At 32.8% G+C, this 24,628-nt stretch carries 27 protein-coding genes; 14 read left to right on the top strand and 13 right to left on the bottom strand.

The window, feature by feature from the left end; genetic code table 11:
- Positions 1-332 precede the first annotated feature (332 nt).
- Genes rfbF through EYD45_RS01115 form a run of 3 tightly spaced genes read left to right on the top strand, consistent with a single transcriptional unit; the run spans position 333 to position 3,043 of the window.
- A complete protein-coding gene (gene rfbF, locus EYD45_RS01125; protein ID WP_130962502.1) occupies positions 333-1,100 on the top strand; it encodes a glucose-1-phosphate cytidylyltransferase in 768 nt (255 codons plus the stop codon).
- Positions 1,085-2,149 (top strand): CDP-glucose 4,6-dehydratase, encoded by a 1,065-nt coding sequence (gene rfbG / locus EYD45_RS01120; protein WP_130962501.1) that lies wholly within the window; start codon positions 1,085-1,087, stop codon positions 2,147-2,149. The genes rfbF and rfbG overlap by 16 nt, the downstream gene beginning before the upstream one ends.
- A 6-nt stretch (positions 2,150-2,155) precedes the next feature.
- Positions 2,156-3,043, top strand: a complete 888-nt coding sequence (locus EYD45_RS01115) for an NAD-dependent epimerase/dehydratase family protein (protein ID WP_130962500.1) — start codon at positions 2,156-2,158, stop codon at positions 3,041-3,043.
- A 147-nt stretch (positions 3,044-3,190) separates the two neighbouring features.
- Here EYD45_RS01115 and EYD45_RS01110 read toward each other — a convergent pair whose 3' ends face one another.
- The 5 genes from EYD45_RS01110 to EYD45_RS01090 form a co-directional block, all read right to left on the bottom strand.
- Positions 3,191-4,414 (bottom strand): glycosyltransferase family 2 protein, encoded by a 1,224-nt coding sequence (locus EYD45_RS01110; RefSeq protein ID WP_130962499.1) that lies wholly within the window; start codon positions 4,412-4,414, stop codon positions 3,191-3,193.
- Between the two features lie 8 nt (positions 4,415-4,422).
- Positions 4,423-5,238, bottom strand: a complete 816-nt coding sequence (locus EYD45_RS01105) for an SMP-30/gluconolactonase/LRE family protein (protein ID WP_130962498.1) — start codon at positions 5,236-5,238, stop codon at positions 4,423-4,425.
- 13 nt (positions 5,239-5,251) lie between these two features.
- On the bottom strand, positions 5,252-5,998 hold the full coding sequence (locus tag EYD45_RS01100; protein WP_130962497.1) for an SDR family NAD(P)-dependent oxidoreductase: 747 nt from the start codon (positions 5,996-5,998) through the stop codon (positions 5,252-5,254).
- A gap of 169 nt (positions 5,999-6,167) precedes the next feature.
- The gene (locus EYD45_RS01095; protein WP_130962496.1) at positions 6,168-6,776 is read right to left on the bottom strand and encodes a sugar transferase; all 609 of its coding nucleotides are present in this window, start codon (positions 6,774-6,776) and stop codon (positions 6,168-6,170) included.
- A 156-nt stretch (positions 6,777-6,932) separates the two neighbouring features.
- Positions 6,933-7,424 carry a hypothetical protein gene (locus EYD45_RS01090; protein WP_130962495.1) on the bottom strand — a complete coding sequence of 164 codons (492 nt, stop codon included), beginning with the start codon at positions 7,422-7,424 and terminating at the stop codon, positions 6,933-6,935.
- A 384-nt stretch (positions 7,425-7,808) separates the two neighbouring features.
- On the opposite strand from EYD45_RS01090, the gene EYD45_RS01085 reads away from it, so the two are divergent.
- The 7 genes from EYD45_RS01085 to EYD45_RS01060 all read left to right on the top strand — a co-directional run bounded on the left by EYD45_RS01085 (position 7,809) and on the right by EYD45_RS01060 (position 15,107).
- Positions 7,809-8,660 carry an aldo/keto reductase gene (locus EYD45_RS01085; protein WP_130962494.1) on the top strand — a complete coding sequence of 284 codons (852 nt, stop codon included), beginning with the start codon at positions 7,809-7,811 and terminating at the stop codon, positions 8,658-8,660.
- A 248-nt stretch (positions 8,661-8,908) separates the two neighbouring features.
- Positions 8,909-9,556 (top strand): sugar transferase, encoded by a 648-nt coding sequence (locus EYD45_RS01080; RefSeq protein WP_130962493.1) that lies wholly within the window; start codon positions 8,909-8,911, stop codon positions 9,554-9,556.
- 543 nt (positions 9,557-10,099) lie between these two features.
- Positions 10,100-11,125 (top strand): peptidoglycan bridge formation glycyltransferase FemA/FemB family protein, encoded by a 1,026-nt coding sequence (locus EYD45_RS01075; protein ID WP_165453859.1) that lies wholly within the window; start codon positions 10,100-10,102, stop codon positions 11,123-11,125.
- Positions 11,126-11,369: 244 nt separating this feature from the next.
- Positions 11,370-11,537 carry a hypothetical protein gene (locus tag EYD45_RS16660; protein WP_165453858.1) on the top strand — a complete coding sequence of 56 codons (168 nt, stop codon included), beginning with the start codon at positions 11,370-11,372 and terminating at the stop codon, positions 11,535-11,537.
- A gap of 156 nt (positions 11,538-11,693) precedes the next feature.
- Positions 11,694-12,935 (top strand): GNAT family N-acetyltransferase, encoded by a 1,242-nt coding sequence (locus EYD45_RS01070; protein WP_130962491.1) that lies wholly within the window; start codon positions 11,694-11,696, stop codon positions 12,933-12,935.
- Between the two features lie 5 nt (positions 12,936-12,940).
- Positions 12,941-13,891, top strand: a complete 951-nt coding sequence (locus EYD45_RS01065) for a hypothetical protein (RefSeq protein ID WP_130962490.1) — start codon at positions 12,941-12,943, stop codon at positions 13,889-13,891.
- 46 nt (positions 13,892-13,937) lie between these two features.
- On the top strand, positions 13,938-15,107 hold the full coding sequence (locus tag EYD45_RS01060; protein WP_130962489.1) for a GNAT family N-acetyltransferase: 1,170 nt from the start codon (positions 13,938-13,940) through the stop codon (positions 15,105-15,107).
- Positions 15,108-15,140: 33 nt separating this feature from the next.
- On the opposite strand, the gene EYD45_RS01055 is transcribed toward EYD45_RS01060, so the two are convergent.
- The 3 genes from EYD45_RS01055 to EYD45_RS01045 all read right to left on the bottom strand — a co-directional run bounded on the left by EYD45_RS01055 (position 15,141) and on the right by EYD45_RS01045 (position 18,515).
- The gene (locus EYD45_RS01055; RefSeq protein WP_130962488.1) at positions 15,141-16,592 is read right to left on the bottom strand and encodes an MBOAT family O-acyltransferase; all 1,452 of its coding nucleotides are present in this window, start codon (positions 16,590-16,592) and stop codon (positions 15,141-15,143) included.
- A gap of 188 nt (positions 16,593-16,780) precedes the next feature.
- A complete protein-coding gene (locus EYD45_RS01050) occupies positions 16,781-17,260 on the bottom strand; it encodes an Lrp/AsnC family transcriptional regulator (protein WP_092578534.1) in 480 nt (159 codons plus the stop codon).
- Positions 17,261-17,330: 70 nt separating this feature from the next.
- Positions 17,331-18,515: a M14 family zinc carboxypeptidase gene (locus EYD45_RS01045; RefSeq protein ID WP_233702480.1), complete on the bottom strand. Its 1,185-nt coding sequence runs from the start codon at positions 18,513-18,515 to the stop codon at positions 17,331-17,333.
- Between the two features lie 263 nt (positions 18,516-18,778).
- Between EYD45_RS01045 and EYD45_RS01040 the strand changes: the two genes are divergently transcribed.
- Together EYD45_RS01040 and EYD45_RS01035 are read left to right on the top strand one after the other, a co-directional pair.
- Positions 18,779-19,150 carry a helix-turn-helix domain-containing protein gene (locus EYD45_RS01040; protein WP_130962487.1) on the top strand — a complete coding sequence of 124 codons (372 nt, stop codon included), beginning with the start codon at positions 18,779-18,781 and terminating at the stop codon, positions 19,148-19,150.
- Positions 19,151-19,187: 37 nt separating this feature from the next.
- Positions 19,188-19,559 carry a DNA topoisomerase IV gene (locus EYD45_RS01035; protein WP_130962486.1) on the top strand — a complete coding sequence of 124 codons (372 nt, stop codon included), beginning with the start codon at positions 19,188-19,190 and terminating at the stop codon, positions 19,557-19,559.
- A 3-nt stretch (positions 19,560-19,562) separates the two neighbouring features.
- Here EYD45_RS01035 and EYD45_RS01030 read toward each other — a convergent pair whose 3' ends face one another.
- Both EYD45_RS01030 and EYD45_RS01025 read right to left on the bottom strand, forming a co-directional pair.
- Positions 19,563-20,063, bottom strand: coding sequence for a hydrolase (locus tag EYD45_RS01030; protein WP_130962485.1), 501 nt, complete (start codon positions 20,061-20,063; stop codon positions 19,563-19,565).
- A gap of 3 nt (positions 20,064-20,066) precedes the next feature.
- Positions 20,067-20,828 (bottom strand): MBL fold metallo-hydrolase, encoded by a 762-nt coding sequence (locus EYD45_RS01025; RefSeq protein ID WP_130962484.1) that lies wholly within the window; start codon positions 20,826-20,828, stop codon positions 20,067-20,069.
- Between the two features lie 94 nt (positions 20,829-20,922).
- Between EYD45_RS01025 and EYD45_RS01020 the strand changes: the two genes are divergently transcribed.
- Positions 20,923-22,407, top strand: a complete 1,485-nt coding sequence (locus EYD45_RS01020; protein ID WP_130962483.1) for a TonB-dependent receptor — start codon at positions 20,923-20,925, stop codon at positions 22,405-22,407.
- Positions 22,408-22,433: 26 nt separating this feature from the next.
- On the opposite strand, the gene bcp is transcribed toward EYD45_RS01020, so the two are convergent.
- A complete protein-coding gene (bcp, locus tag EYD45_RS01015; RefSeq protein ID WP_130962482.1) occupies positions 22,434-22,889 on the bottom strand; it encodes a thioredoxin-dependent thiol peroxidase in 456 nt (151 codons plus the stop codon).
- Positions 22,890-22,944: 55 nt separating this feature from the next.
- On the opposite strand from bcp, the gene EYD45_RS01010 reads away from it, so the two are divergent.
- The gene (locus EYD45_RS01010; protein ID WP_130962481.1) at positions 22,945-23,604 is read left to right on the top strand and encodes an endonuclease III domain-containing protein; all 660 of its coding nucleotides are present in this window, start codon (positions 22,945-22,947) and stop codon (positions 23,602-23,604) included.
- Positions 23,605-23,630: 26 nt separating this feature from the next.
- On the opposite strand, the gene EYD45_RS16655 is transcribed toward EYD45_RS01010, so the two are convergent.
- The gene (locus EYD45_RS16655) at positions 23,631-23,777 is read right to left on the bottom strand and encodes a hypothetical protein (protein ID WP_165453857.1); all 147 of its coding nucleotides are present in this window, start codon (positions 23,775-23,777) and stop codon (positions 23,631-23,633) included.
- A gap of 57 nt (positions 23,778-23,834) precedes the next feature.
- Entirely contained in the window at positions 23,835-24,419 is a 585-nt protein-coding gene (locus EYD45_RS01005; RefSeq protein ID WP_130962480.1) for an RNA polymerase sigma factor, read from the bottom strand.
- Between the last annotated feature and the right edge of the window lie 209 nt (positions 24,420-24,628).

Raw genomic sequence — 24,628 nt, 5'->3', positions numbered from 1 at the left:
ATGGATAGTTCACCTTTGTAAAAAAAACTCTATCGAAAGCATTTCCCTAAAAAATCTAATTAGATAATTCTCAAGTAAAATAATCTTTTTTGATTTATTTATTTTACTCTTGAACATCAAATATCGATACAATATGTAACAGGAAGATTATTTAGAATCAATATCGAATAAACCTTGTGCCACATAGTGTTTTTATTGATTTTATCGAAAAAATTACATGAAGGGATAAACTTTTATAAAAAGTAGTTAGATTTGTCTCAGTCATACAATACTTAAACCTCGTTGTAAGTATTATATTTAGCTAACATTAACATTAATATAATTTCTACGAAATGAAAGTTTTATTATTAGCAGGTGGACTTGGAACACGGATTTCTGAAGAAACACATCTGAAGCCAAAGCCCATGATTGAAATTGGAGGCAAACCAATTTTATGGCATATTATGAAAATGTACTCCCACTATGGCTTTAATGAATTCACGGTACTGTTAGGGTACAAGGGATATGTGGTAAAAGAGTTTTTCGCCAATTACTTTTTACACCAATCTGACGTTACTGTGGATTTGGCCGAAAACAATATAACCTTTCATAACAATAAATCAGAACCTTGGAAGATTACACTTCTAGATACCGGAATGCATAGCATGACCGGTGGGCGAGTGCTTAGAGCCCGCGATTATGTTGGAGAAGAACCCTTTATGCTTACCTATGGTGATGGTGTGTCTGATGTAAATATTAAGGCCTTGGTAGAATACCATAACAGTCATTCTGGTTGTATTACTATGACTTCTGTGCAGCCTGATGGAAGATTTGGATCTCTCATAATGGACGGAGATCGTATAAGTCAGTTTATGGAAAAACCGAAAGGAGATGGTGGTTGGATAAATGGTGGTTTCTTTGTTTGTGACCCAAAAGTTTTTGAATATTTAGAAGGAGATTCTACCATTTTCGAGAGAGCACCTTTGGAAAAAATGGCAGAAGATAAAGAGCTCTTTGCGTTTAAACACTCAGGTTTTTGGAAGCCAATGGATACACTTAGAGATAAAAATCAACTAGAGGAAATGTGGGCTAACAAAACAGCAAAATGGAAAACATGGTAGCATATGATGGCTTTTATAAAGGAAAAAGCGTTTTTTTGACCGGACATACTGGTTTTAAAGGCTCTTGGATGACACTTTTACTGCAAGCCCTTGGGGCCGAAGTAACGGGTTATGCTCTTGCTCCCGATCAAGAACAAAACTTATTCGATTATGCTGGGTTAGACGAAAAGATGAATTCTTATATAGGAGACATACAAGATTTTTCTAAGTTACAGAATGCCATTGAAAGTGCCAATCCAGATATAGTAATCCATATGGCCGCTCAGCCACTAGTAATTGAGTCATATAAGAATCCCGTTTACACTTACGGAACAAATGTAATGGGTACGGTGAATTTGCTCGAAACAGTTCGCAAAATGCCTAATATAGATGTTTGCCTTAACATTACTACTGATAAAGTGTATAAGAATAATGAATGGCTTTGGGGCTATCGTGAAACAGACACTTTGGGAGGTCATGACCCCTACTCCAATAGTAAAGCTTGTTCTGAATTGGCTACACAATCGTATCGCGATTCTTTTTTTGCTGATTCTAATACTGTCGTGGCTACGGGAAGAGCAGGAAATGTTATAGGAGGAGGCGATTGGGCAGAAAACAGATTGGTTCCCGATTTTATTAGGGCCATTCAGTCTGGAGAGGAAGTGGTGATAAGAAGCCCAAAAGCCGTTAGACCGTGGCAACACGTCCTAGATTGTTTAGGTGGATACCTACATCTTATTTGGAAATTATCAACAAGCAACACATTGGCATCAAGTTATAATTTCGGTCCAGAGGATGACAATATCAGGACAGTTGAATCGCTAATCGATAAAGTTTGTAAGGCTTGGGGTGAATCTGCATCATACAGAGTTGAAGGTAGTGACACTTTTCATGAAGCCGGTTTATTACGCTTAGATATTTCTACTGCAAGACAAGAACTGGGGTGGCAGCCCAAATGGGGCATGGACAAAACCGTGTCGCAAATTGTGGCATGGTATAAATCGTTTTCTGAGGGAAAAAATGCCTTAGAACTTTGCCAAAAACAAATAGAAGAATTCTTTCTGCATTAATCTAATATGATGAAGCAATCCCTTTTTATAACCGGAGCCGATGGGTTTTTGGGACATCACTTAGTTCTACAATTGGCCAAAACCTATAATGTTATTGGTTTGGTGCGATCTCCTAAAAACCTAAAACGCTTAAAAGTTGGGGAGATAACACTCTGTAGTACTAACGAGCCTTTAGACGAAGTTTTTGAACAATACCAGCCTATTGGAATTGTTCATACGGCAACCAAATATGGAAGAACCGGTGAATCTGTACCAAGTTTACTTGACGTAAATGTTGATTTACCAATTCACTTACTGGAACTGTCCCAAAAATATAACGCCAAGATATTTATCAATATTGGCAGTTTTATTACCCAAGGTAAAGGCTATAATTATTTGCAAGATTATGCACTGTCAAAAAAACAATGTTCTCAATGGCTTAAACTTATAGCCAACAAAGCCGATACTTGTAAAGTAATCGATTTTACATTGTACCACCCATATGGACCTAGGGATGCCGAATCTAAATTTGTTAGTAGTATGGTAAAAGCCATAAAAGGAAAAACCCCTTTTATAGACTTGACACCTGGAGAGCAAAAGAGAGACTTTATATATGTGGGCGATGTCGTGACTGCTATTGAATTGGCTTTAAAAAAATATGCCGATTTAAAAGCACCTTATACCCAAACAGATTTGGGTACGGGCTCATCCTGTAGCTTACGTTATTTTGTGGAAACCCTTAAGGCTGTATCGGGAAATGAAGAAACCGACCTTAGATTTGGGAATTTGCCCTATCGGGAAAACGAAATTATGGAAGCAAAAGCTAATCCTGACTTACTTAACATTTGGGGATGGAAACCTATTTACACTCTTGATGAGGGCCTTTTACTTACCTTAGAGCAAACAGTAGTATAGTCTGGTAGTTGTGCGCACACGTTTAACTTCTGTTGTTTATGAATGGATCATGAACTTTCTATGTGAAAAAATTATGCTTTTTTAAGTACCCCCGATTGCCCTTGTTGAGTTTACACTTCTTTAAATATTCAAATACAGACCTGTTACCTATTGCCTTAAGTTTTTATCAAAGCCCAATTGTGAAAACAGTTGCCTTATTTCTTTTTCATCCGTATTAATTTGCACTACCTTTTTGCTGTCTATTCCCATAAGCACCAATTCTTCCTTTATCGATTTAAATGCAGAAGGATTGATTGTGGCAATTATAAAAAAGTCAAATTCTGTATTTACAATAGAACTAAAGGGATTAACAAAATTGTCGCCTATACTCATTTCATGGAAATCAATATCTATCCATTTAACAATTTGGAAAAAATTGCTTTTGTAATTCGATGATAAAAGGTGCTGACCAAAAGAACCCGAACTATATACTATAACTTTTGAGTTTTTTGTTGCCTTTAAAAAAGGATTGAAAATAATATTTCCCGAGGCATCGTGGATTAACCCTCCAGACCTAACCAAAATCAGGGAGTAAAGGTAATAAAGTATCTGGGTATCTAAGTTTTCTTTATCGAGATAAGGACTCAACTTTTTCTCTAAAAAATTCTTTAAGAGCCCCAATCTGTAAAACTCAATGGTCGTGTTTTTAATAGATTTTAAGATGGAATCGTGCCGTTGCCTGTAGTAGTAAAGTGGAATTCTACTTATTGTAAGCTTTTTTGAAATTGACAAATAGGTATAGGTAATAGCAGCATCTTCTCCCATTACAATGTCATCTGGAACTTCAAACAATATTTGGTTTAGCAATTCTCTTTTAAAAAGCTTGCTCCACACATAGGTAGATATTTCGTGTTCACAAAAGGCACCATTGTACATGGCTTTCGGAAGTATAGAGTTTTTAATGTCGTTTTCATCAAAAACACCTGTGTAAGGCGGTCGTATTGTTTCAATTTTTCCATCAAACTCCCTAAAATGTCCTGTTACTACGAGATCAGAATTGTTAACTTCGGCAAGTTTGAATAAAATGTCGAGATAAAACTTATCTACCCAATCATCACCATCAATATAAGCAACATACTTTCCTTTAGCATTCCTAAGCCCTTCTTTCCTACCACTTAAAAGTTCCCCATGCGCTTTGTGAACTGCTTTAATCCGGTCATCTTTTTTAGCATATTCATCACAAATCTCAGGGCAATTGTCTGGGCTACCATTATCAACCAAAATCAATTCAAAGTTAGTGAATGATTGGTCTAAAATACTTTCTATACACTTGGGAAGATAGGCTTCTATCTTATATACTGGAACAATAACACTGATACTAACTTCACTCATAATTACTGTTAATTTAATTCAACATAAAAAAGTCCACCTCCGTAAACATCATCTTTATCACAAGACTTTGCAGTTGTTATATATAAGTTTAAATTATTATCTAAACAACAAGAGGTTACGTTTGGGCATGGCAATTTTCGTTCATCTATTTTCTTGCCGCTTTTAGGGTTCCATTGAGATACACGACCTCCTCCCCATTCTGCAATCCATAGCATGCCCTCGTTATCCATACACATACCATCGGGACTCCCTTCTCCTTTAAATTCGATCACGTAAGACTCAAATAAAACACAACCGGTTTTCATATCATAAGCATATTTGGCCACTTTCTTGGTGGGGGTATCAATAAAGTAAAGATTTAGGCCATCTTGTGAAAATGCCAATCCATTGGAAATAGTTGTGTTCTCGATTATAACCTTGTATTCTCCGTTTGAATATGAAAAGACTTTCCCTACATTATTCTTAACCTCTGGGTATCCCATCGTTCCTATGATAAATCTTCCTTCTGGATCTTTAATACCATCATTATATCTAACAGAATCTCCTATCTCGATTTGAAAGGAAAAGTGTTTTTCCAATGTAGTAAAGTCTATTTCAAAAAAACCATTTTTAGAGGCTACCATAATTCTTTTCTTCCTATCCAACAAAAAGACACAGCTCACAGGAGAATCCAATTTTACACTCAAAATCTCTCCAGTTGAAGGGTTGTAGCAAAAAACCAAGCCATTTAAAATAGATACAAAATATAATAGATTCTCATTGTGGTCAAATACAGGGCCTTCTAACAATTCTGAATTGGTATGACATATAAGTGACGGATTCATAAGTGCAGTTTGGTTAAATATAATGTCCTCCAGTTATTCGTATCAATGAGCCAGTTGTCATAGCGGATTCATCAGAAACTAAATGCATGATTGCTGGTAATGGATCTAATTTGTTTAACAAACGCCCCATGGGAATAATATCTCCTGCAATTTTGTTTAACTCCTCTCCACTAATGCCTTCTTCGGCTCTTAGCTTGAGCTCCCCTTCTGTGTCGGTCCAGCCCATTACCAAGTAATTTGATCTAATACCATGTTTAGCATAATGATGTGCAATATGATTTGATAGTGCGTAAAGTGCATTTTTCGTAATTGCATATGGTGCCCTGTCAATATCTCCATAATCCATATGTGGAGATCCAAAGAAAATGATGGAACCAGTTTTAGATGCCATCATAGATTTTAGTACGTGCTTTAACATAAAAAACGCAGCTTTGAGGTTAATATTAAAAACACTGTCGTAAACATCCTCTTCCGTATCAATGATGGATGAAATGGGTGTTATGCCCGCATACAAAATTAATGCATCAATTTTCCCAAATTTTTCTATGGTTTGAAGGTAATAAGCTTCGATGTCCTGAACGTCATTCAAGTCAATCTTATGAAAATATAGCCGATTTGCGGATTCCGACGTTTGTATGATTTTAGTACCCTCATCCAGGTTTCTGCCACAGAAGGACACATTGTAACCCTTTTTTAAGCAGGATTTTAGCACCTCGTTCCCAACACCTTTGGTTCCTCCTAAAATCATAACTGTCTTCATAACTGTGTAGTTTCTTGGTTCTAAATTGTGCTACCGCCCAAATCTAATTATTTATTATTAGGTTCAAAATTTTTTTCTTGTATAATTAAAAAAATATCGTTCTATCTTTAAGACAGGTAAAACTTAATCATTTTTTACTGTTGGGTTATGAATTTTACGGAAAGGAGAGCTATTGAGAGTTTCCTTCCCACAGTCCAAAAGAAGCGTTCTCTATAGAGGCCATTGCATTTCTATTAAATACTTTTCTAATAGTTTTTAACAAGATATCTAAATCGGTTTTAAAGTTCAGATTGTCAACATACCATATGTCATGAGCAAATTTTTCATCCCATGATAGTGCTGTGCGGCCATTAACCTGTGCCCATCCAGTAACACCGGGTTTTACCAAATGCCTCCTTGCTTGTTCTTGATTATATAAGGGAAGATATTCAATTAATAGTGGCCTAGGGCCGATGAGTGACATATCCCCTTTTAGAACATTAACAAGTTGTAACAGTTCATCTAAGGAGGTCTTTCTAATAAATGCACCAACTTTTGTTATGCGCTGCTCTTGATTGCTCAATTCACTTTCATTTTTTCTTGGATCTCTCATAGTTTTAAACTTTATAATAGTGAATATCTTTGCATCCTTACCAGGTCTCTTTTGAAAAAAAAATGGTCTACCCTTATTGGCAAACATCAATACAATAATTAAGGCAATAATAAACGGAGATAATATAATCAACGCCACAAATGATATAGAAAAGTCTAAAAATCTTTTAAAAAACTTCTTATACATAATGCATTATTTGTTTGTGCAATCTCTCTGCATAAATTTATAACTTAAAAATATCAACGGGTTAAATTGTATCAAAGCAACATTAATCAGTGTAAGTTATAAACCCACTTTACAGAGTTCAATCATCTCATAAGCTTATTGAGTTATATAAATGATTTAAGGGAATTGTTGGAATTTCTTATATCTATCAGGAACAGGAAATTCTGGTGAAACACCATGCCAAAACATGTTTATAATACACCACCTACCTTGGTAGTAAGCCAATTGTATACTTTTTATATCTTGTTTATAAGGCTTGTTGTTTACCATATCTTCCTTACTGTGGAAAGCTTCACAATGGCTAAATGCATGCCCCATGTTTCCATAAGTCTCTACCACCCTTCCAATTTCTCTTTCGTAAAAAGCAGTTTTTCGAGTATTATCAAACCAATACCCAATACGTTCAACATAATCGTTAGGAGACATAAACTGCGGCCTTAGATTGCCATTTATATCTTTTTCGTAACCAATTTTATTTGCTTGGGGATGAAACAAGAATCTAAAGAACTCCCAATCTCTTGGTTCTCCAGGTTCACCACCTAGACAAGCGTAAAATGATGTTATTAAATCGTCTACAGATTGTACTTTTTTTAAATATTCTTCTTTCATTTAAACTTGTTCTTATTAAATATAGTTCTTTTAATGTTCAATAAAATTTTGTTCTTTAACATTGAGCAAAACGATTTAAAACTAGGAATATTATTTTAAAAGTTCTGAACCTAATGGTTTATATTCGACGTAAAGTCTATTTATAGGGGTTACTACGTTCCTGTTTTTCGTGTAAAATCTTACGATTTCTAAAAAATTTAATTTTCAAACTAGAATCTAGTTTCATGAAAGTGTAAATAGTCAATACACTTATACAGGATTAGCAAAGAAGTATTATCTTCGTTTTTTAAAACTAACAATCTAATAAAACATTTCAGCTTTATTATTAATTAAATATAGTATGCTTTACTCTAAATGTAGGTTTATAAAATTGAAAAAATAATTATGAAGCATCAAATTTCTGATTTGTCCGGTACTTTCACTTTAAATAATGGTGTAGAAATGCCCTATCTGGGTCTGGGCGTATACATGTCTCATAATGGCGAAGAAGTAATTAATGCAGTACGCTGGGCCCTTGAGGCGGGATATAGACATGTAGATACGGCGCCAATTTACAGAAATGAAAGCGGAGTTGGCCAAGGCATTAAGGATAGTAATTTACCGAGAGAAGATGTTTTTGTGGTTAGCAAAGTATGGAATAGTGACCATGGCTATGACAAGACCATAAAAGCTTTTGACAAGAGCTTAGAGCAATTACAATTGGACTATCTAGACCTCTACTTGGTACATTGGCCGGTAGTTGGTAAATATACTGATACATGGCTTGCTTTAGAGGAACTATATAAGCAGAAAAAAGTTCGTGCTATTGGAGTTAGTAATTTTTTAAGACATCAACTAGAAGATGTAATGGAAATCGCAGAGATAACCCCAATGGTGAACCAAATGGAATTTCATCCTTTTCTGGTTCAACAAGACCTAATTGATTTCTGTCAACAACACAAAATACAATATGAAGCTTGGTCTCCTTTAATGCAAGGCAAAGTTTTTGACTTGCCAGAATTTAAACAATTGGCGGATAAATATAACAAGAGCATTGCTCAAATCGTATTGAGATACGATCTACAGAAAGGAGTGATAACTATTCCTAAATCATCTAAAAAACAACGTATCATTTCCAATGCTAATATATTTGATTTTGAACTATCACAATCGGATATGAAATTTATTGATGATATGGATAGAAACCATCGTTATGGGCCAGACCCAGACAACTTTGAATGGTCTGTAGTTATATAAGAAAAAAGTCGACTTTTTGACTACAGGATGCGCATAGGTAGTATTTCCGTTATTGTAGGTAGATTCGTGTTATTTACTTTACAAGACGATTATTCACTTTACATAAACCTGAAAAGATCAGCTGTAAGTTAATAGTTGTGACATGTCCTACGAATTGGTTTTTTGTCGGCTAAATTGGTAATAGCTAAATTATTTATTTTTATTTGCATATATAACTAAGGCTAATTTATTGCCAAATCGATTACCCTATGTCTAAAAACATATACGCTACTTATTTAAAACGTCCTTGTGACCTTACCGTTTCAATTCTGGGCTTTTTAGTATTCTCTCCACTTTTTATCCTTTTGATAATAATCTTATCGATTGATTTCAAAGGTTCCCCATTCTTCTTGCAAGAGCGTCCTGGAAAGGATGAAACAATTTTTAAGATCATCAAATTTAAAACTATGAAAGATCCGAACAAGAATGAAAGTGAACTTAAGAATCAAGCAAATCGAATTACAAAACTTGGAACATTTATTCGAAAAACCTCTTTAGATGAAATCCCGCAATTGCTCAACGTAATAAAAGGAGATATGAGCTTAGTAGGACCAAGGCCACTTGTAGTTCTTTATCTTCCTTATTACAATAAAACTGAAAAAAAAAGACACTTAGTCAGACCTGGAGTTACAGGGTTGGCACAAGTAAAAGGCCGCAATAGCCTAGCATGGGAAGAGCGGTTTTTATTAGATGTAGAATATGTAGAAAACGTTAGCTTAGCACTCGATATGAAAATATTATATTGGACTGTGCTGAAAATACTGGCAAAATCCGATGTTGTAATCAATCAGGACGAGCACATGGATACCTTCGATGTTTACCGAAAGAAACAGTGGAAAACTTATAAAGCCTCATAAAGTCCAAAAATGTGCGGGAACTATACGAAAGCTAGCTCTTCGAAAAATATAAATAATCTCATGCTTTAGATTTTTGACTTTGACATAAACTTTATCTGATTTCTGACGTAAAACAAAAATGACATGTTGTTTAAACTTTTAAATTCTAACTCATAAAAGATAAAATTGATTTAAAATATTTCTTATTATCTCAGAAAAAAGCCATCTAATAAGAAGAAAATATAAGTTTTTTTTCAACTATATGACATAACTCCTTCTAGAATTAAAGTTAGATTTAATTAAACTAGAGTCTTAGCCTAGGACATCCATACTAATTGTGTTTTTTAACTCTAAAAAACATAATACAAATACAACAAACGCATACTAAACTACTTGTAAAAGTGAATGATTTTTTCAAATTATAACAGAATTATGGAATTAAACTTTTATCATGAATAACTTAAAAAATGGACGTTAATCTAGTAATTAGTTTTCATTTAAAAATATATATTTACTTTTATTAAAAAAATATTATTAGCTCCAAACACAATACTCCCTAAGAAATTGAAAATTGAAGTTATAAAAAATCGAAAAGATTGGAATGCTTTCCTATCTTTAGTAGGAGTTTATGACACCTATCATACTTATGAATATCACATCATTTCCAAATCTGATAATGAGACTCCTATTTTATTAAAATATGAGGACTCAAATGTATTAATTGGTATTCCGTTTTTAATTAGAAATATTAAAGGTACTCAATACAAAGACCTTACTTCAGTTTATGGGTATGCAGGCCCTATAAGTAAGGGAGTCACCGCTGATTTTGACAATTCTACTTTTATAAGGAAGATAGCAAAATTTTTAAAATCAAATAATTTTGTATCTGCATTTTCAAGATTAAATCCTTTTATACCAAATCAATCGAGAATATTAAATGATTTAGGGCAGATAGTAACTCGAGGACAAGTAGTAAATATAGACATCACAAAAAACATTGAAGCACAACGATCTCACTATCAAAGAAGATTAAGGACATACATAAATAAATCCCGTAGAAATTGTGAGGTAAAAAGCGGAACTACGAAAAAAGATTTAAAAGAATTTATAAGCATTTATTATGAAAACATGAAAAAGGTTGATGCGGATGGCTTTTACTTCTTTGATGAATTATATTTTGAAAAACTATTCAGTTCCAAAGATTTTACTACAGAAATTCTTTTGGCTATTGACAAAGATACTAACAAGACCATTGCTGGATGTTTGTTCATGATTTCAAATGGAATTGTTCAATACCACTTATCTGGAACTAGAAACGCTTTTTTGGACAAAGCACCAACAAAACTCCTTATTGATGAAATGAGAATAATGGCTACAAACAACGGATACTCATTTTTTAATCTAGGAGGTGGCATAGGTGGAAATTTTGACGATTCACTATTCCGTTTCAAATCAACATTTTCAAAAGATTTTAAAGACTTTAACCTTTGGAAGGTTATTATAAACCTAGACGTTTACAGCGCATTGGTTTTTAAAGCTAAAACAATAGAAAACTTTGAGTACTTCCCAATGTACAGATCAAACAAATAGTAATTGTTTTGTAAAGTAAAACTCATATAAAATAGCTAAAGCTACCTATTTAAAGCTATTTTTTCCTAAGAATTGAATGCAAATTTTTACTACGGAATTCTTTCTACATATAGCTAGATTACCAATGTTAAGCACTTGCCTATTTTCGCGACCTAAATTAAATACACCAACTACTTCTTAATTAGCAAAATTTTGTCGAATTTTGAACTACCCGAAAACCTAAAATTTACTCTAAATACATGTTATGAGTTTCAATTCCAATAAAGATTTATATTCAAGCAGATTATTCAAGATTTGGTCAGAAAAGCAGTCTTTAACATCTATTGAGGTACATTTTTTAGATAAATATCCTATCAACACATTTGGTATGGCAATTGAAGCGGGTATTGGTGGTGGTAGCATAATCTTTTAAATTGAAAAATGTGGGTTTAAAGAAGAACATATTATAAAAATTATTGAGAAAAATGGATTTGCCCATCATTAAATGCAAAGCAAAGCTAAGTAGTAGTGCTAGAACAAGCCATATACACATAGAAGCAAAAAAAGCCTGATAGCAATTTCGTATATAATGGAACTAAAAAACGACCCTTTCTCTAACACTATTTTCCAACAACTATGGATTAAGCATTTTAGTTCTTCAAAAGACATTGAAAAGTTTAAATTCATCGATGGAATAAATTTCTATAGAGGTTTTTTAAACTCGCTCTATTTTAATGTTGGAAGGAACCTAACAAAAGGTAATACCTATAAACTCATAGATTCAGATGGATATAAAAAGAAAGCTCTTGTTATTTATGACGTTTTACCACATTTGCAGAAAAACAATAATGAAATACCAAAAAATTTAGAGATATTAAAATCTGTTCAATATCCAGGATTCCTAATTAACCTAAAAAAATTTAAAAACATAGATGATTACCTATTACATACTTTTAGCAAGAATACTCGAGCAAAAATGAGGAGGTTTTCAAGGCGCTTAGATGAATGTTTTGATCTAACTACTAAAATGTATTTCGGAGATATTGATAAAACTGAATATGAGTTTATTTTTAAAAAATTCCTGCTTCTTTTGCAAAAACGATTCGCCGATAAAGGCATATACAACAACAACATACAACAATCTGAATGGAATTTTTACAAAGAGGTTGCATACCCTTTAATTCAAGATAAAAAAGCATCCTTATTTGTAATCTATAACAAGAATGAACCTATTGCCATAAAATTTATTTACCACAGCACAAATATAGCTATAGATGCTATTACTGTATTTGACATCGACTATTCAAAATTCAATCTTGGCTATGTAAACAATTTAAAATTCGTTAGCTGGTGCTTTGATAACGACATCTCAATCCTGGACTTTTCCAAAGGTTATTTTGATTACAAAAAAAGGATGTGCACTTTACAGTATGATTTTGAATATCATATATTATTCGACAAAAAATCAATTCGGGCTAAAAGTATAGCATATGCTTACTATTACATGTTTGAAGTCAAAGCCTATTTAAGGCGAAAAAAAATTAACACCATATTTCATAAGATTTTTTATCAATTAAAAAAAAACAATGTGCCTGAAATAAAAATTAACTTTGAAATATTGAAGTTAGACACTCTGCCTGACAATAACGATATTGTTCAAATAGATATACATAAAAACGAGAAGTTTACTTTAATGAAGAAACATGTTTACGATTTTCAATACCTTGCAGTTAAACCTTATCAGCAAATTAAAGTTTATAAGCATTTAAAAAAAGAGTATACCTATATCCTATGGGCTGATTCATTGATTCAGCAAATAGTTTTAAAGTAAAACTTATGAAAAAGTTAATCTTAAAAAGTATAATATACGTGTTCCTTATAATAGTTACTTTAGAATTTATAGTAAGGGCATTTCATCTTCACACTGAAGCTCCTGAAAGATATATAGATAAATTTGAGGTTGAAAAATATCTACCAAACCAAACAGGTTATGCTGTTACAGGTAATAGAAGACAAAACTTTTCAGAATACAAGACCAATAATTTTGGCTTTAATTCTTTTCGAGAATTTAATCCTTCTGAAAATAAAATAGAAATTGCTTTAATAGGAGATTCCTTTATCGAAGGTTTCCATCAGGATTATGATGTTTCAACTGGAAAAAAAATTGAAACCAAATTGAATAATAAGGTAGAAGTTTATGAATATGGCTATGGCGGCTATGATTTGGCAAACCAACTATTTTTGATCCATGCTTACAAAGATCATTTTAAAAAAATTGATCATATTATTTTCTACCTAAAGTATGAAAACGATTTGGAGAGAAGTGTTTTTACTCCAAATTATGATAGGATAGCAATGTTAAAATCCCCATTATTTCGAATTAGAGATAATTTTAAACTTTTATCTTACGCATCGTCTATTGGGATAATTGACCCCATAAAGAATATGGCAATCGATATAATGCATGGAAAAAAAGAACAGCAATCCATTAGTGATGACGAAAAACTGAATGAAGACTTAAAAAATTTAGAAAACTTTAAAACGTTAATAAACACTTTTGGCTTTGAGAAGGATAGAATGTCATTTTTACTGGATTCCTCAGCTACCAGTGAAGTATTTTTAAATTATTTCAATGACAATGGATATCATATCATTGATTTTTCTAATACCTTTAATTCCTCAACAGAACCTCCCACCCTTATTTATGATATGCATTGGAATGACCATGGTAGAGACTTAATTGCAAGCGAGATTTCAACTTTCATAAATAATAAGTTAAACTTGTAACATAAATATTAAAAAGCTTTTTTATCCTAAACAAGCATAATCGTCAATGGAAAACAAAACAGTGGATTTTTTAGAATCTGTGTACATCTTAAATAATCTTCCAGACTTTTACAGAGAGTTAAGTTGTACTTATACACCCCATTTTGATTATAAAAATGTAGACAATGATAGCTTTTCACACATTAAAAACAACATTGTAGTTGTTAAGGACATCCCTTCCTATTTAAACGTAAAAGAGCAAAGTTTACCAAAAAACGTTAAGCAAGTAAAAATACCTTACTACAGCGGATATGCCATTAATTTTGAGGGAGTTGAAAGCACCCAAGGGTATTTAAAATCTAGGTTTGGCAATTCAAGCAGGTATAAATTGAGAAGGTCTGTTAAGAGATTGGAAAACGCTTTCAATATTAGTTACAAGATGTACTATGGCGAGATTTCACAAAAGGAATACGATACAATTCTTGAGGTATTTTTCAAATTACTTGAAATAAGGTCTGTTGAAAAAGGCATTATAAAAAATAGAAATGTAAAAAGAAAAGATTTTTATTATGCTAATATGAAGTCTTTAATTTTAAATAAAAGAGCTTCTCTATTTGTGATTTACAATGGAGATACGCCTATTGATATTTGCTTGAATCTTCACGTTGACAATGTGGTTTGTCAACTTATTAGAACATATGACATAAATTACTCTAAGTATAATACCGGTTATATTGATTTGATAAAACAAATAGATTGGTGTTTAGCCAATAATATTCATCTTCTCACCTTTATGTATGGTGCATTTTATTGGAAAAAGCGATGGTGCAACCATACATACCCTTATAGATATGATATTTTCTACAACAAAAAATCTATTAAATCAATATCGAAAAGCTTAATACAAATAACTAATCATAAACTTAGGCACTATTTAAGAGAGCGCGGTTACATAGATAGGTTTCATAACATAAAAAACAGTATTAAAGAAAAACTACATCCTAAAGAATCTCTAGTAGTTACAACAGAAAATATAGATTACGACAAGGAATTAGAGCTGAAGGAATTGGTTGATATTTATAGTGATAAGTATAGTTTTTTAAGACGCTACGCATTTGATTTTCTTTTCAACTATAATGAAAAGGAAAAGGATATTTCACTTTATTCAATGAAAAACAATTCCAATAAATATTTAATTAAGGGAATAAAAAGTAAAGCTATATTAAATATCCAATAGTATAGAGGTTTACTGTAGTTTTAAAACTCTATGCTAAAACTGAAAATAAATAAACGACCTATCAAAACCACTATCATAAAATAATAGCATAGCTAGAATAACAACCGTATAAACAAAAAATCTAACATACCTTGATTTAAACTTAAACGGAGAGCGTTCATCTTTTCTAATACGATATTCATACAACACAAATATTGCCAATAAAATATAGTAATCAATCATTCTATATCCCATGGGATGCATGTACTGTTCATAAGAAAAATTGTTAAAAATTCCCTTGATGAAATTAAAAGCATCAGTAATTGATTCTGATCTGAAAAATATTCTGGAAAAAGTAATAATAGCAAACGTTAATAATACTTGTCCTATCTCAATAAAAGAGGGAAAAACAGAGTTTTCGCCAACAACAGAATGCTTATAAATGGTATTCCTACCCATCAAGAAAACTGGAATAAATGCCAATGCATGAAAGGCGCCCCAAAAAATAAACGTCCAATTTGCACCATGCCAAAACCCACTAACCAAGAAAATGATAATAATATTTCTAACGGACTTTAATTTGCTCACCCTTGATCCACCAAGAGGTATATATACATAATGCCTAAACCAAGTAGAAAGCGATATATGCCAACGCTGCCAATATTCTGCGACGTTTCTTGAGAAATTAGGAAATTTGAAATTAGACATTAACTCTATTCCAAACAGTTTTGCGGTACCGATAGCTATATCTGAATACCCACTGAAATCGCCATACACCTGAAAACTAAATAAAGTAACCCCTAAAATCAGTGAAGAAGCTGGATAAGTGGAGTAATTGGCAAATATGTCATCTACAATTGGTGCCAAAGAATCTGCTATTACCATTTTTTTAAAAAGTCCCCATAATATCAACTTCAAACCTTGTACACATTGGTCATAGCTAAAGCTCCTACGATTTAATATCTGAGATAACAAATTTGAGGCTCTTTCTATGGGTCCTGCAACCAGCTGCGGAAAGAAACTAACAAAAGCAGCAAAACCTAAAAAGTCTTTTGTAGGCTCTAATCGTTTATAATAAATATCAAAGGAATAAGACATTGTTTGAAATGTATAAAACGAAATACCGACAGGAAGTAAGATGCGCAATGTAAAAGTACTTTGGATATTATAACCAAGTAACTGACAAGCTTCAATCCAAGAATCAACAAAAAAATTGAAATATTTAAAAAACCCTAATAAACCTACATTGAAAATAACACTACCCCAAAGCCAAAGTTTCCTACTACTGTTTTTATCGCTGTGGAATATGCGTAAACCAATAAAATAATCAACTACGGTACTTAAGAATATGAGCGATAGAAATCTCCAATCCCACCATCCATAAAAAAAATAACTCGCAAGAATGAGAAATATATTTTGCCCCTTTGTAGTTTTTTTTAAAAAAAACCAATAGACTATAAATACTACTGAAAGAAAAATAAAAAACTCTAACGAATTAAATACCATAATACATTAATTAGTAGGCCCAGGAGGTTTGAAGTTTTATGCTAAATATCTTTTAACAAATAAAGCCTATCAAAAATTTTCTATGAATTACTTAATAATTACCGTGATAAACACTCTTGCATCATAAATATTAATAGAAAAGCCCCATAAAATGGAGCTTAAATTTATAATCATAACGAAATGTGCCTCTACATCTCATTAAATATAGAATGCATCAATCGTTTCTTGTCATTAATACTTTCTTCAAGAGAAATCATCGTTTCTGTACGATACACGCCTTCTATTTCATCTAGCTTAAAGATGACCTCTTTTGCATGTTCCGTATTTCTGGCTCTAATCTTACAAAAGATGTTAAATTTCCCTGTAGTGATATGAGCTACAGTAACAAAAGGGATTTCATTTATGCGCTCTAAAACAAATTGGGTTTGCGAGGTATTATTCAGGTACACTCCAACGTAAGCAATAAATGAATATCCAAGTTTCTTATAATCCAGCGTTAAAGAGGAGCCTCTAATAATGCCTGATTCTTCCATTTTTTTTACTCTTACATGTACCGTTCCCGCAGAAATTAAAAGCTTTTTAGCAATATCTGTAAAAGGTATTCTTGTATTGTCTATCAACATGTCAAGAATTTGGTGATCGATTTCGTCTAATTTAATTTTCCCCATAATTCGATTTTCTTAAATAAAAATCAAAATTAATACATTTTCACTAAAGATTACGCATATTTAATGCATTTTATTTTGAAAATAATGCGATTTTCTCATTATTCAATTTTACGAAAACGTTTTCGTAACCTACTTCCAACATTTTATTGTCTATACTCGAGACTACGGCTCCTTTCGCATCAATCTCTTTATGGGCAAAATTGTTTGATAATATCTCAATATTTTTCAGAATTGGAACAAATATTATTCTATCATCCTGTAAGCGCTCCTCAAATTGAAAAGCCAAATCAATTGTTTCCCGATCACTTTCATCCAGACGTGCATTTCTAATGATAACATCAAAAAACAACTTCTTATTTTCGGGAATATCAAAATACGCTCCGTAATTACTACCGTCAACATCCGTATTTGCAATGTATAACAAAGAAGTGATATATGATATAAAAATGAGTTCACGTGTTTTGTCCCTAGCATAATCTTTATGAAAATGGCCTGCCTCAAATAAAATTGTTGGGATATTTTCAGACTGAAAGGTGTCCCCCACACAATTAATATTGAACGCATCGTCATATACTCCTACCTGTTCTGGGATTATCTTTTGTAAAAAGCTATTCATCTCCGCGATAATCTCCATAGCAATCTTTCTTGTGGGAGTGACAGTGCACGCTTCGTCTTGGGCAGGAGCTAGAAATGATACCGTAGCTGATTTATTAGTATTTCCAGCACTAAAAATTGTACGCTGTCCGTGTAAATTATGGCAAAAGTGGGGTTTAAACTCATTAAATACCTTTCGTAAAATATCACTTTCTGGCTGCGTTCTTTGTTGAGCATCCCTATTTAAATCTACATCATTAGCATTTACACGCGTATAAGCCTCGGCTCCATCAGGATTTAAAATGGGAATAATACAAAGCGTACAATTATCTAAAATGTCATTGGTGATAGAATTATTTGATATACATACATTCAAAAAATCAAAAATCGCTTTAGTTGTGGTAGATTCATTTCCATGCATTTGAGACCACATTAAAATGCGCTTTGAGCCAGTGCCAATTTTTATCGTATAAATATCATTTTCCAAAACTGATTTACCGACTATTTTCACCTTAGCATATGTTTCCAATTTAGAAAGCAGATGTGTAATTTTTTCATTAGTAATATACCTATGAAAAAGTGAAGATTCTTTATATTTTTTAAACAACAATTGTAAGTCAGTAATTTCCATAAACTCTATTTGGTCTACAAAAGTAAACATTTCGATTTTTACAATTGTAAACACAAAATTTGTAAGGTTTTGTATAGTTTAGTAAACAAAACAAGTTGCTCTAAAGTAAGTAATATTTCAAATTGTTACCCATTCTTATAATTTATTTTTAACTAATTATTATTCAGGTAAATAATATTGTTTATTTAAATAAAAAGATTAAATTAAAACAAAGATAAATAACTTGTGTAGAGTATTATTTGAAGCTTTTTGTTACATTTGTAACAACAAATGTACTGTGAAACTAATTTACAATGATAAACAGCGAGCAATTCACAAAAAGACTTCAAAAAGTCATCGAATATTATGGTGAATCGGCCTCCTCTTTTGCTGAAAAAATTGGAGTACAACGCTCTAGTATTTCACATATTTTGAGTGGTAGAAATAAGCCAAGTTTAGAGTTCGTTTTAAAAGTGTTATCTACATTTCCCGAAGTAGAATTATATTGGTTATTAAATGGTAAAGGCACTTTTCCAAATCCATTAGAAACTAAAAAGTCAGCACCTACTCCATCCGTCCAAAAAATTCCAGAGGAATTAATAGTGCCTAAAAATAAGTTGCAAAAGAAAATTGAACGAATTGTGATTTTTTATTCTGATGGAAGTTTTGAAAATTTCGAAAAATAAACTTCTAGTTTGTAGCTTTGCATCAAATTAGTTACAAATGAAAAAGATTCTGCTTTTCTGCACTTTATCCTTAATCGTTTCTTGTTATCAAACAGAGCGTAATTGTAACGATTTTAGAACCGGAAAGTTCTACAGCGAATCAGTTGTTAATGATGTAGTTTACAAATCAAGATTTATAAGGACAGAACAACTGCAGATTGAAACCTACGACAACCATACAGACTCTTCTGAAATACGATGGATTAATGATTGTGAGGTGATTTTTAGAACAATCAACCCAAAAAACATGGCTGAACAAAAAGATATTCACCTAAAAATCCTGCAAACCACCGACTCTTCATATACTTTTGAATATTCTTATGTTGGTGAGGTGAAAAAAGCCAAAGGAACCGTTTACAAAGTGGAGTAAAGCCTAATCAAACGGATACAGGAAGGATTCAGCTAATTCGAAATCAACTGTTTTATCTTCGTTTACATAATAATTCACCATCACTTCTCCCCAATACACTCCATCTGAAAAATCGGCGATGAACCATTTGTGGTTCAATAACTTTACGGTGTTTATCAGCATTTTTCTGCCTTCAGTAGATGCATAAGGCACAATGGGATGCTGGCCTTTCACTTCATTAGTGCTATAAATTTCATCCTTAATGAGAGGAATTAACGAACTGACATCATAACCGTCCTGTTCAAAATAACTTAGTGCATCCTCGTTTCGCTCCAAATTAAAATGTGACAGATTAAGTATTTCATCCTGAAGAACATTCAGTGAATCTGTTAACCTTTCGGCTTTTTCTTTGTAATTCTCCAACTTTCTATTTTGGTCTTCAAAAATACGCTTAGCGTTTGCATATTGAAATATCACCAACAATAGGGCGAACACAAATAGATACATAAAAATCTTCTGCTTCATCTTTTATATTGTAATTTTTAAATTGTCATAGGCCAAAAACACATTTTCAGGTAATTGGGCTTCTACCTCAGCATGAAAGCCCAATAAATGACTTATATGTGTCAAATAAGCACGTTCTGGCTGTATTTCTTCTATAAACCTTAAGGCTTCTTCTAAATTAAAATGAGAATAATGGGGCTCAATCCTTAGGGCATTTACAACAAGTATCTTCACACCTTTTAACTTGTCTTTTTCCTTTTGCTTCATAGACTTTATATCTGTAGTGTAGCAAAAATCATTAAATCGAAACCCAAAAACCTTAAGCTTAAAATGCAAGCCCTTAACTGGTAAAACTTTAACATCTCCTAGTTTAAATGGTTTATTCTTGAGTTTATGAATATTTACCGAAGGTGCTCCGGGATATCTATTCTCAGTCGTAAAAATATAGTCAAATCGCTTTTTTAAGGCTTTTAATACACGTTTGTGTGCGTAAATTGAAATATTGCCCTGTTTGAAAAAAAATGGGCGAATGTCATCCAATCCAAGAACGTGATCGGAGTGTTCGTGGGTAAATAAAATACCATCAATTTTTTCGCATCCACAACGCAACATTTGCTGCCTAAAATCTGGCCCGCAATCAATAACATAACTGCAATCATTCCATTCAATTAAAACGGAAGTTCTCAGTCGTTTATCTCTTTCATCTTCACTTAAACAAACTGGGTGTTTACTCCCAATTACAGGAATACCTTGTGACGTGCCAGTGCCTAAAAAAGTTACCTCCAAAACGTATGATTTTTCTAAACAAAAATAGGGTTATTTTTTTGTAAACTATGGTTATTTGGTATCTTTACATAAAAATTGCGATAACCTATAGCTTATGGAAATTAGCATACATGGTGATAGAGAATTTGATGATATCCCTTCATTAAAATCTAAGGCTCTCAGAATAAATCTAAACGAAAATATTTACGGAACATTTGCTGAAATTGGCGCTGGTCAAGAAACTGCGAGGCATTTTTTTAGAGCTGGTGGAGCTTCTGGTACAATAGCAAAGGCTATGTCGGCCTATGATAAGGATTTTAGTGATGCCATCTATGGAATTGAAGATGATAGACGCTATGTAACCGAATCAAGGTTACGAAAAATGCTCGTCCACGAAATGGCATTAATGGAGGAGCGCATAACTAGGGACAAAAATCCTGATAAAATTTTCTTTACTTATGCCAATACCGTAGCTACTATTGATTTTGCGAAACAATTTAAAGGCCACGGATGGGTCGGAATTAAATATCAGGTTGAAGCTGGTGCAGACTATAATGAGATAATCCTACATATAAGATTTAAAGAGACTGATGCCCGTTTACAACAAGAAACCTTGGGCGTTTTAGGAACTAACCTTATTTACGGCGCCTTTTATAAATACAACGAACCAAAAAAGCTACTTAGATACTTATATGACCATTTGGACAAAGATCAACTGGAAATTGACACGATAAACTTTTCAGGACCGGTATTTAAAAATGTAGATAACCGATTGATGAGTTTGCAGCTTGTAAAAAATGGCATGACAGACGCCGTAATGTTTGGCCCTGACGGAAATAATGTTCTACCAGCGAGAGTTTTTTACAAGAAGAACATTCTGGCGTTACGCGGAAGTTTTAGACCAGTAACTAAGGTTAATATGGCTATGTATAAAAAGTCATATGAAATGTTTGTACAGGAGAACAAGGTTGACCCTGATAAAACAGTTGTGGTTTTTGAAATCACATTATCCAACCTGCGCGCTGAAGGAGAAATAAATGAACAGGATTTTATTGATAGAGCTGATTTGCTCTGTGCACTTGGGCAATCTGTGATGATTTCTAATTTCCAAGAATATTATAAGGTGGTTGAGTATTTCTCTAATTATACTAAAGCACGAATGGGGTTAGCAATGGGCGTAAGCAACCTCATTGATATTTTTGACGAGAAATATTATCGTCATATCAGTGGAGGGATTTTAGAAGCCTTCGGAAAATTATTCTTCAAGGACTTAAAGGTGTACCTCTACCCTATGTTTGACCCAAAAACAGGAGAATTAATAAATAGTGAAAACCTTAAAGTGTATCCTCGAATGAAGGAGCTTTACAAGTTCTTTAAGTACAACGGAAAAGTTATTGACATTGAGGACTATGATGAAAGTATCATGAATATCTTCTCACGAGAAGCATTACAAATGATTGAAACAGGAGAACCTGGTTGGGAAGACATGCTACCTGAAGGCACAGCTGATTTGATAAAGGATTTTAGGTTGTTTGGCTATACCAGAAGACCTCTGAAACCTTTAACCTTAAAACATCGTACAGCAAGGAAGAAAAAATAAAAAAAGAGCCGAATGGCTCTTTTTTTTTATGCCTCCAATATTTGGGCGGTATGCTCTTTAGTTTTTACTTTGGTAATGATATTTTCAATAACACCATTTTCATCAATTATAAATGTAGTGCGGTGGATACCATCATATTCCCTTCCCATAAACTTTTTTGGCCCCCAAACGCCAAAGGCCTCAATTACAGATTTATCTTCATCTGCAAGCAAGGGATATTTAAAACCATATTTATTTTTAAAATTGGATTGTCTTTTAGCGCTATCTGCACTTACACCTAAAATTTCATAGCCTTGTGCTTGAAAGCGATCAAAATTATCGTTTAGATTACAAGCCTCGGCAGTACACCCAGGTGTGCTGGCTTTTGGATAAAAGAAAACCACTAATTTTTTTCCATTGTAATCACTCAACTGAATCGTATTTCCCTGCTCGTCTAAAGCTTTAAAATCTGGAGCTTTATCTCCTACTTTTAATGTCGTCATAACCAATTTTTTTGTTTAATTCTTTTTTAACTTTGTTTTGCAAAAATACGACCAAATGACTAAACAAGAAAGTGTAGACTTTGTTATAAAAACGTTAAACAATATCTATCCTCATATACCAATTCCTCTAGACCATAAAGACCCCTACACATTATTGATTGCAGTTTTAATGTCTGCCCAAAGCACAGATGTGCGCGTAAACCAAATAACACCGCTATTATTTGAAGTTGCTGATAACCCTTATGATATGATAAAGCTTTCTGTGGAAGAAATAAGGGACATTATAAAACCAGTAGGCTTATCTCCAATGAAAAGCAAAGGCATCCATGGATTATCAAAGATATTAATTGAAAAACATGATGGTAAAGTACCCCAAAGTTTTGAGGCTTTAGAAGAGCTTCCCGCAGTGGGACATAAAACCGCTAGCGTAGTGATGTCTCAAGCTTTTGGTGTACCAGCATTTCCTGTAGATACACATATCCACAGACTGATGTATCGTTGGAATTTAAGCTCTGGCAAGAATGTTGTACAGACCGAAAAGGATGCAAAACGTTTATTTCCAAAGGAATTATGGAACGATCTGCACCTTCAAATAATTTGGTACGGACGCGAATATTCTCCTGCTAGGGGTTGGGATTTGGAAAAAGATATTATCACCAAGACTATTGGGAGGAAATCCGTGATTAAAGAATATTACAAAAAGAAAAAATCCTGATTCTCAACAAATCAGGATTTTTAATATTAATTAAGAAGCATTTCGTACTTCTTTCGTTTTCCGTTCAAAACCTTTAAAGTCTTTGAGTAACTCAAAAGAAACTGTATGGTTTCATCTTTAGGCTCAAGACATTCGATGTTTTTGATAGAATTTTCAGAGTAAATTTTTGCCATTTTATCATTTTAAGGGTTAATTCAAAATAATAACGTGACTAACTTTACTTTATTGTATCAATTGGTTAAAACAATATTGTGTTTATCAATAATCTTTCTAAGGTTAATAAGTGCATAACGCATTCTTCCCAATGCTGTATTGATACTTACACCTGTACGATCTGAAATTTCTTTAAAACTCATATCGTTATAAATACGCATGAGTAGCACTTCTTTTTGGTCTTGCGGTAACTCTTCAACCAATCGTCTTACATCACTCTCTACTTGCTCTTTAATGATGCTTTTTTCAGCATTTAGCGCATTGTCACTAAGCACAGAAAAAATACTAAACTCGCCAGTATTATCAAACTTTGGCATCCTGTTGCTCTTTCTAAAATGATCAATTACAAGATTATGCGCAATACGCATAGTCCAAGGCAAAAACTTACCTTCCTCATTGTAAGCTCCTCTTTTTAAGGTGCGTATCACCTTTATAAACGTATCTTGGAAAATGTCTTCTGCAATATCTTTATCGTAGACTTTTGAATAAATAAAACTGTAAATCTTGTGTTTGTGCCTTTTAATAAGAATTTCTAGTGCACTTTCTTGTCCTTTAATGTAGTTACTAACTAAAGTAGCATCAGTAATAAGTTCTTTTTGCATAATTTTTACTTTTAATGCACGAAGTTGAGTACTTCGAGGCTTGGGGTTATTAGTTTTAAAAGTAATTATATGCTATAGACAAGTGTTTTTAATAAGTTATTAACAATCCAAATATAACAACAATCATTCCTAAAAAGCAAAAATTAACATCTTTTTTTAACATTTTTGGTAACTACACTTCATTTTTTAAGCTCATATAGTTGTAGTAT

The organism is Hyunsoonleella flava (assembly GCF_004310325.1).
Classification (GTDB): domain Bacteria; phylum Bacteroidota; class Bacteroidia; order Flavobacteriales; family Flavobacteriaceae; genus Jejuia; species Jejuia flava.
Note: the sequence above shows the minus strand (reverse complement) of the source record. Positions and strands in the feature narration are given on the sequence as shown.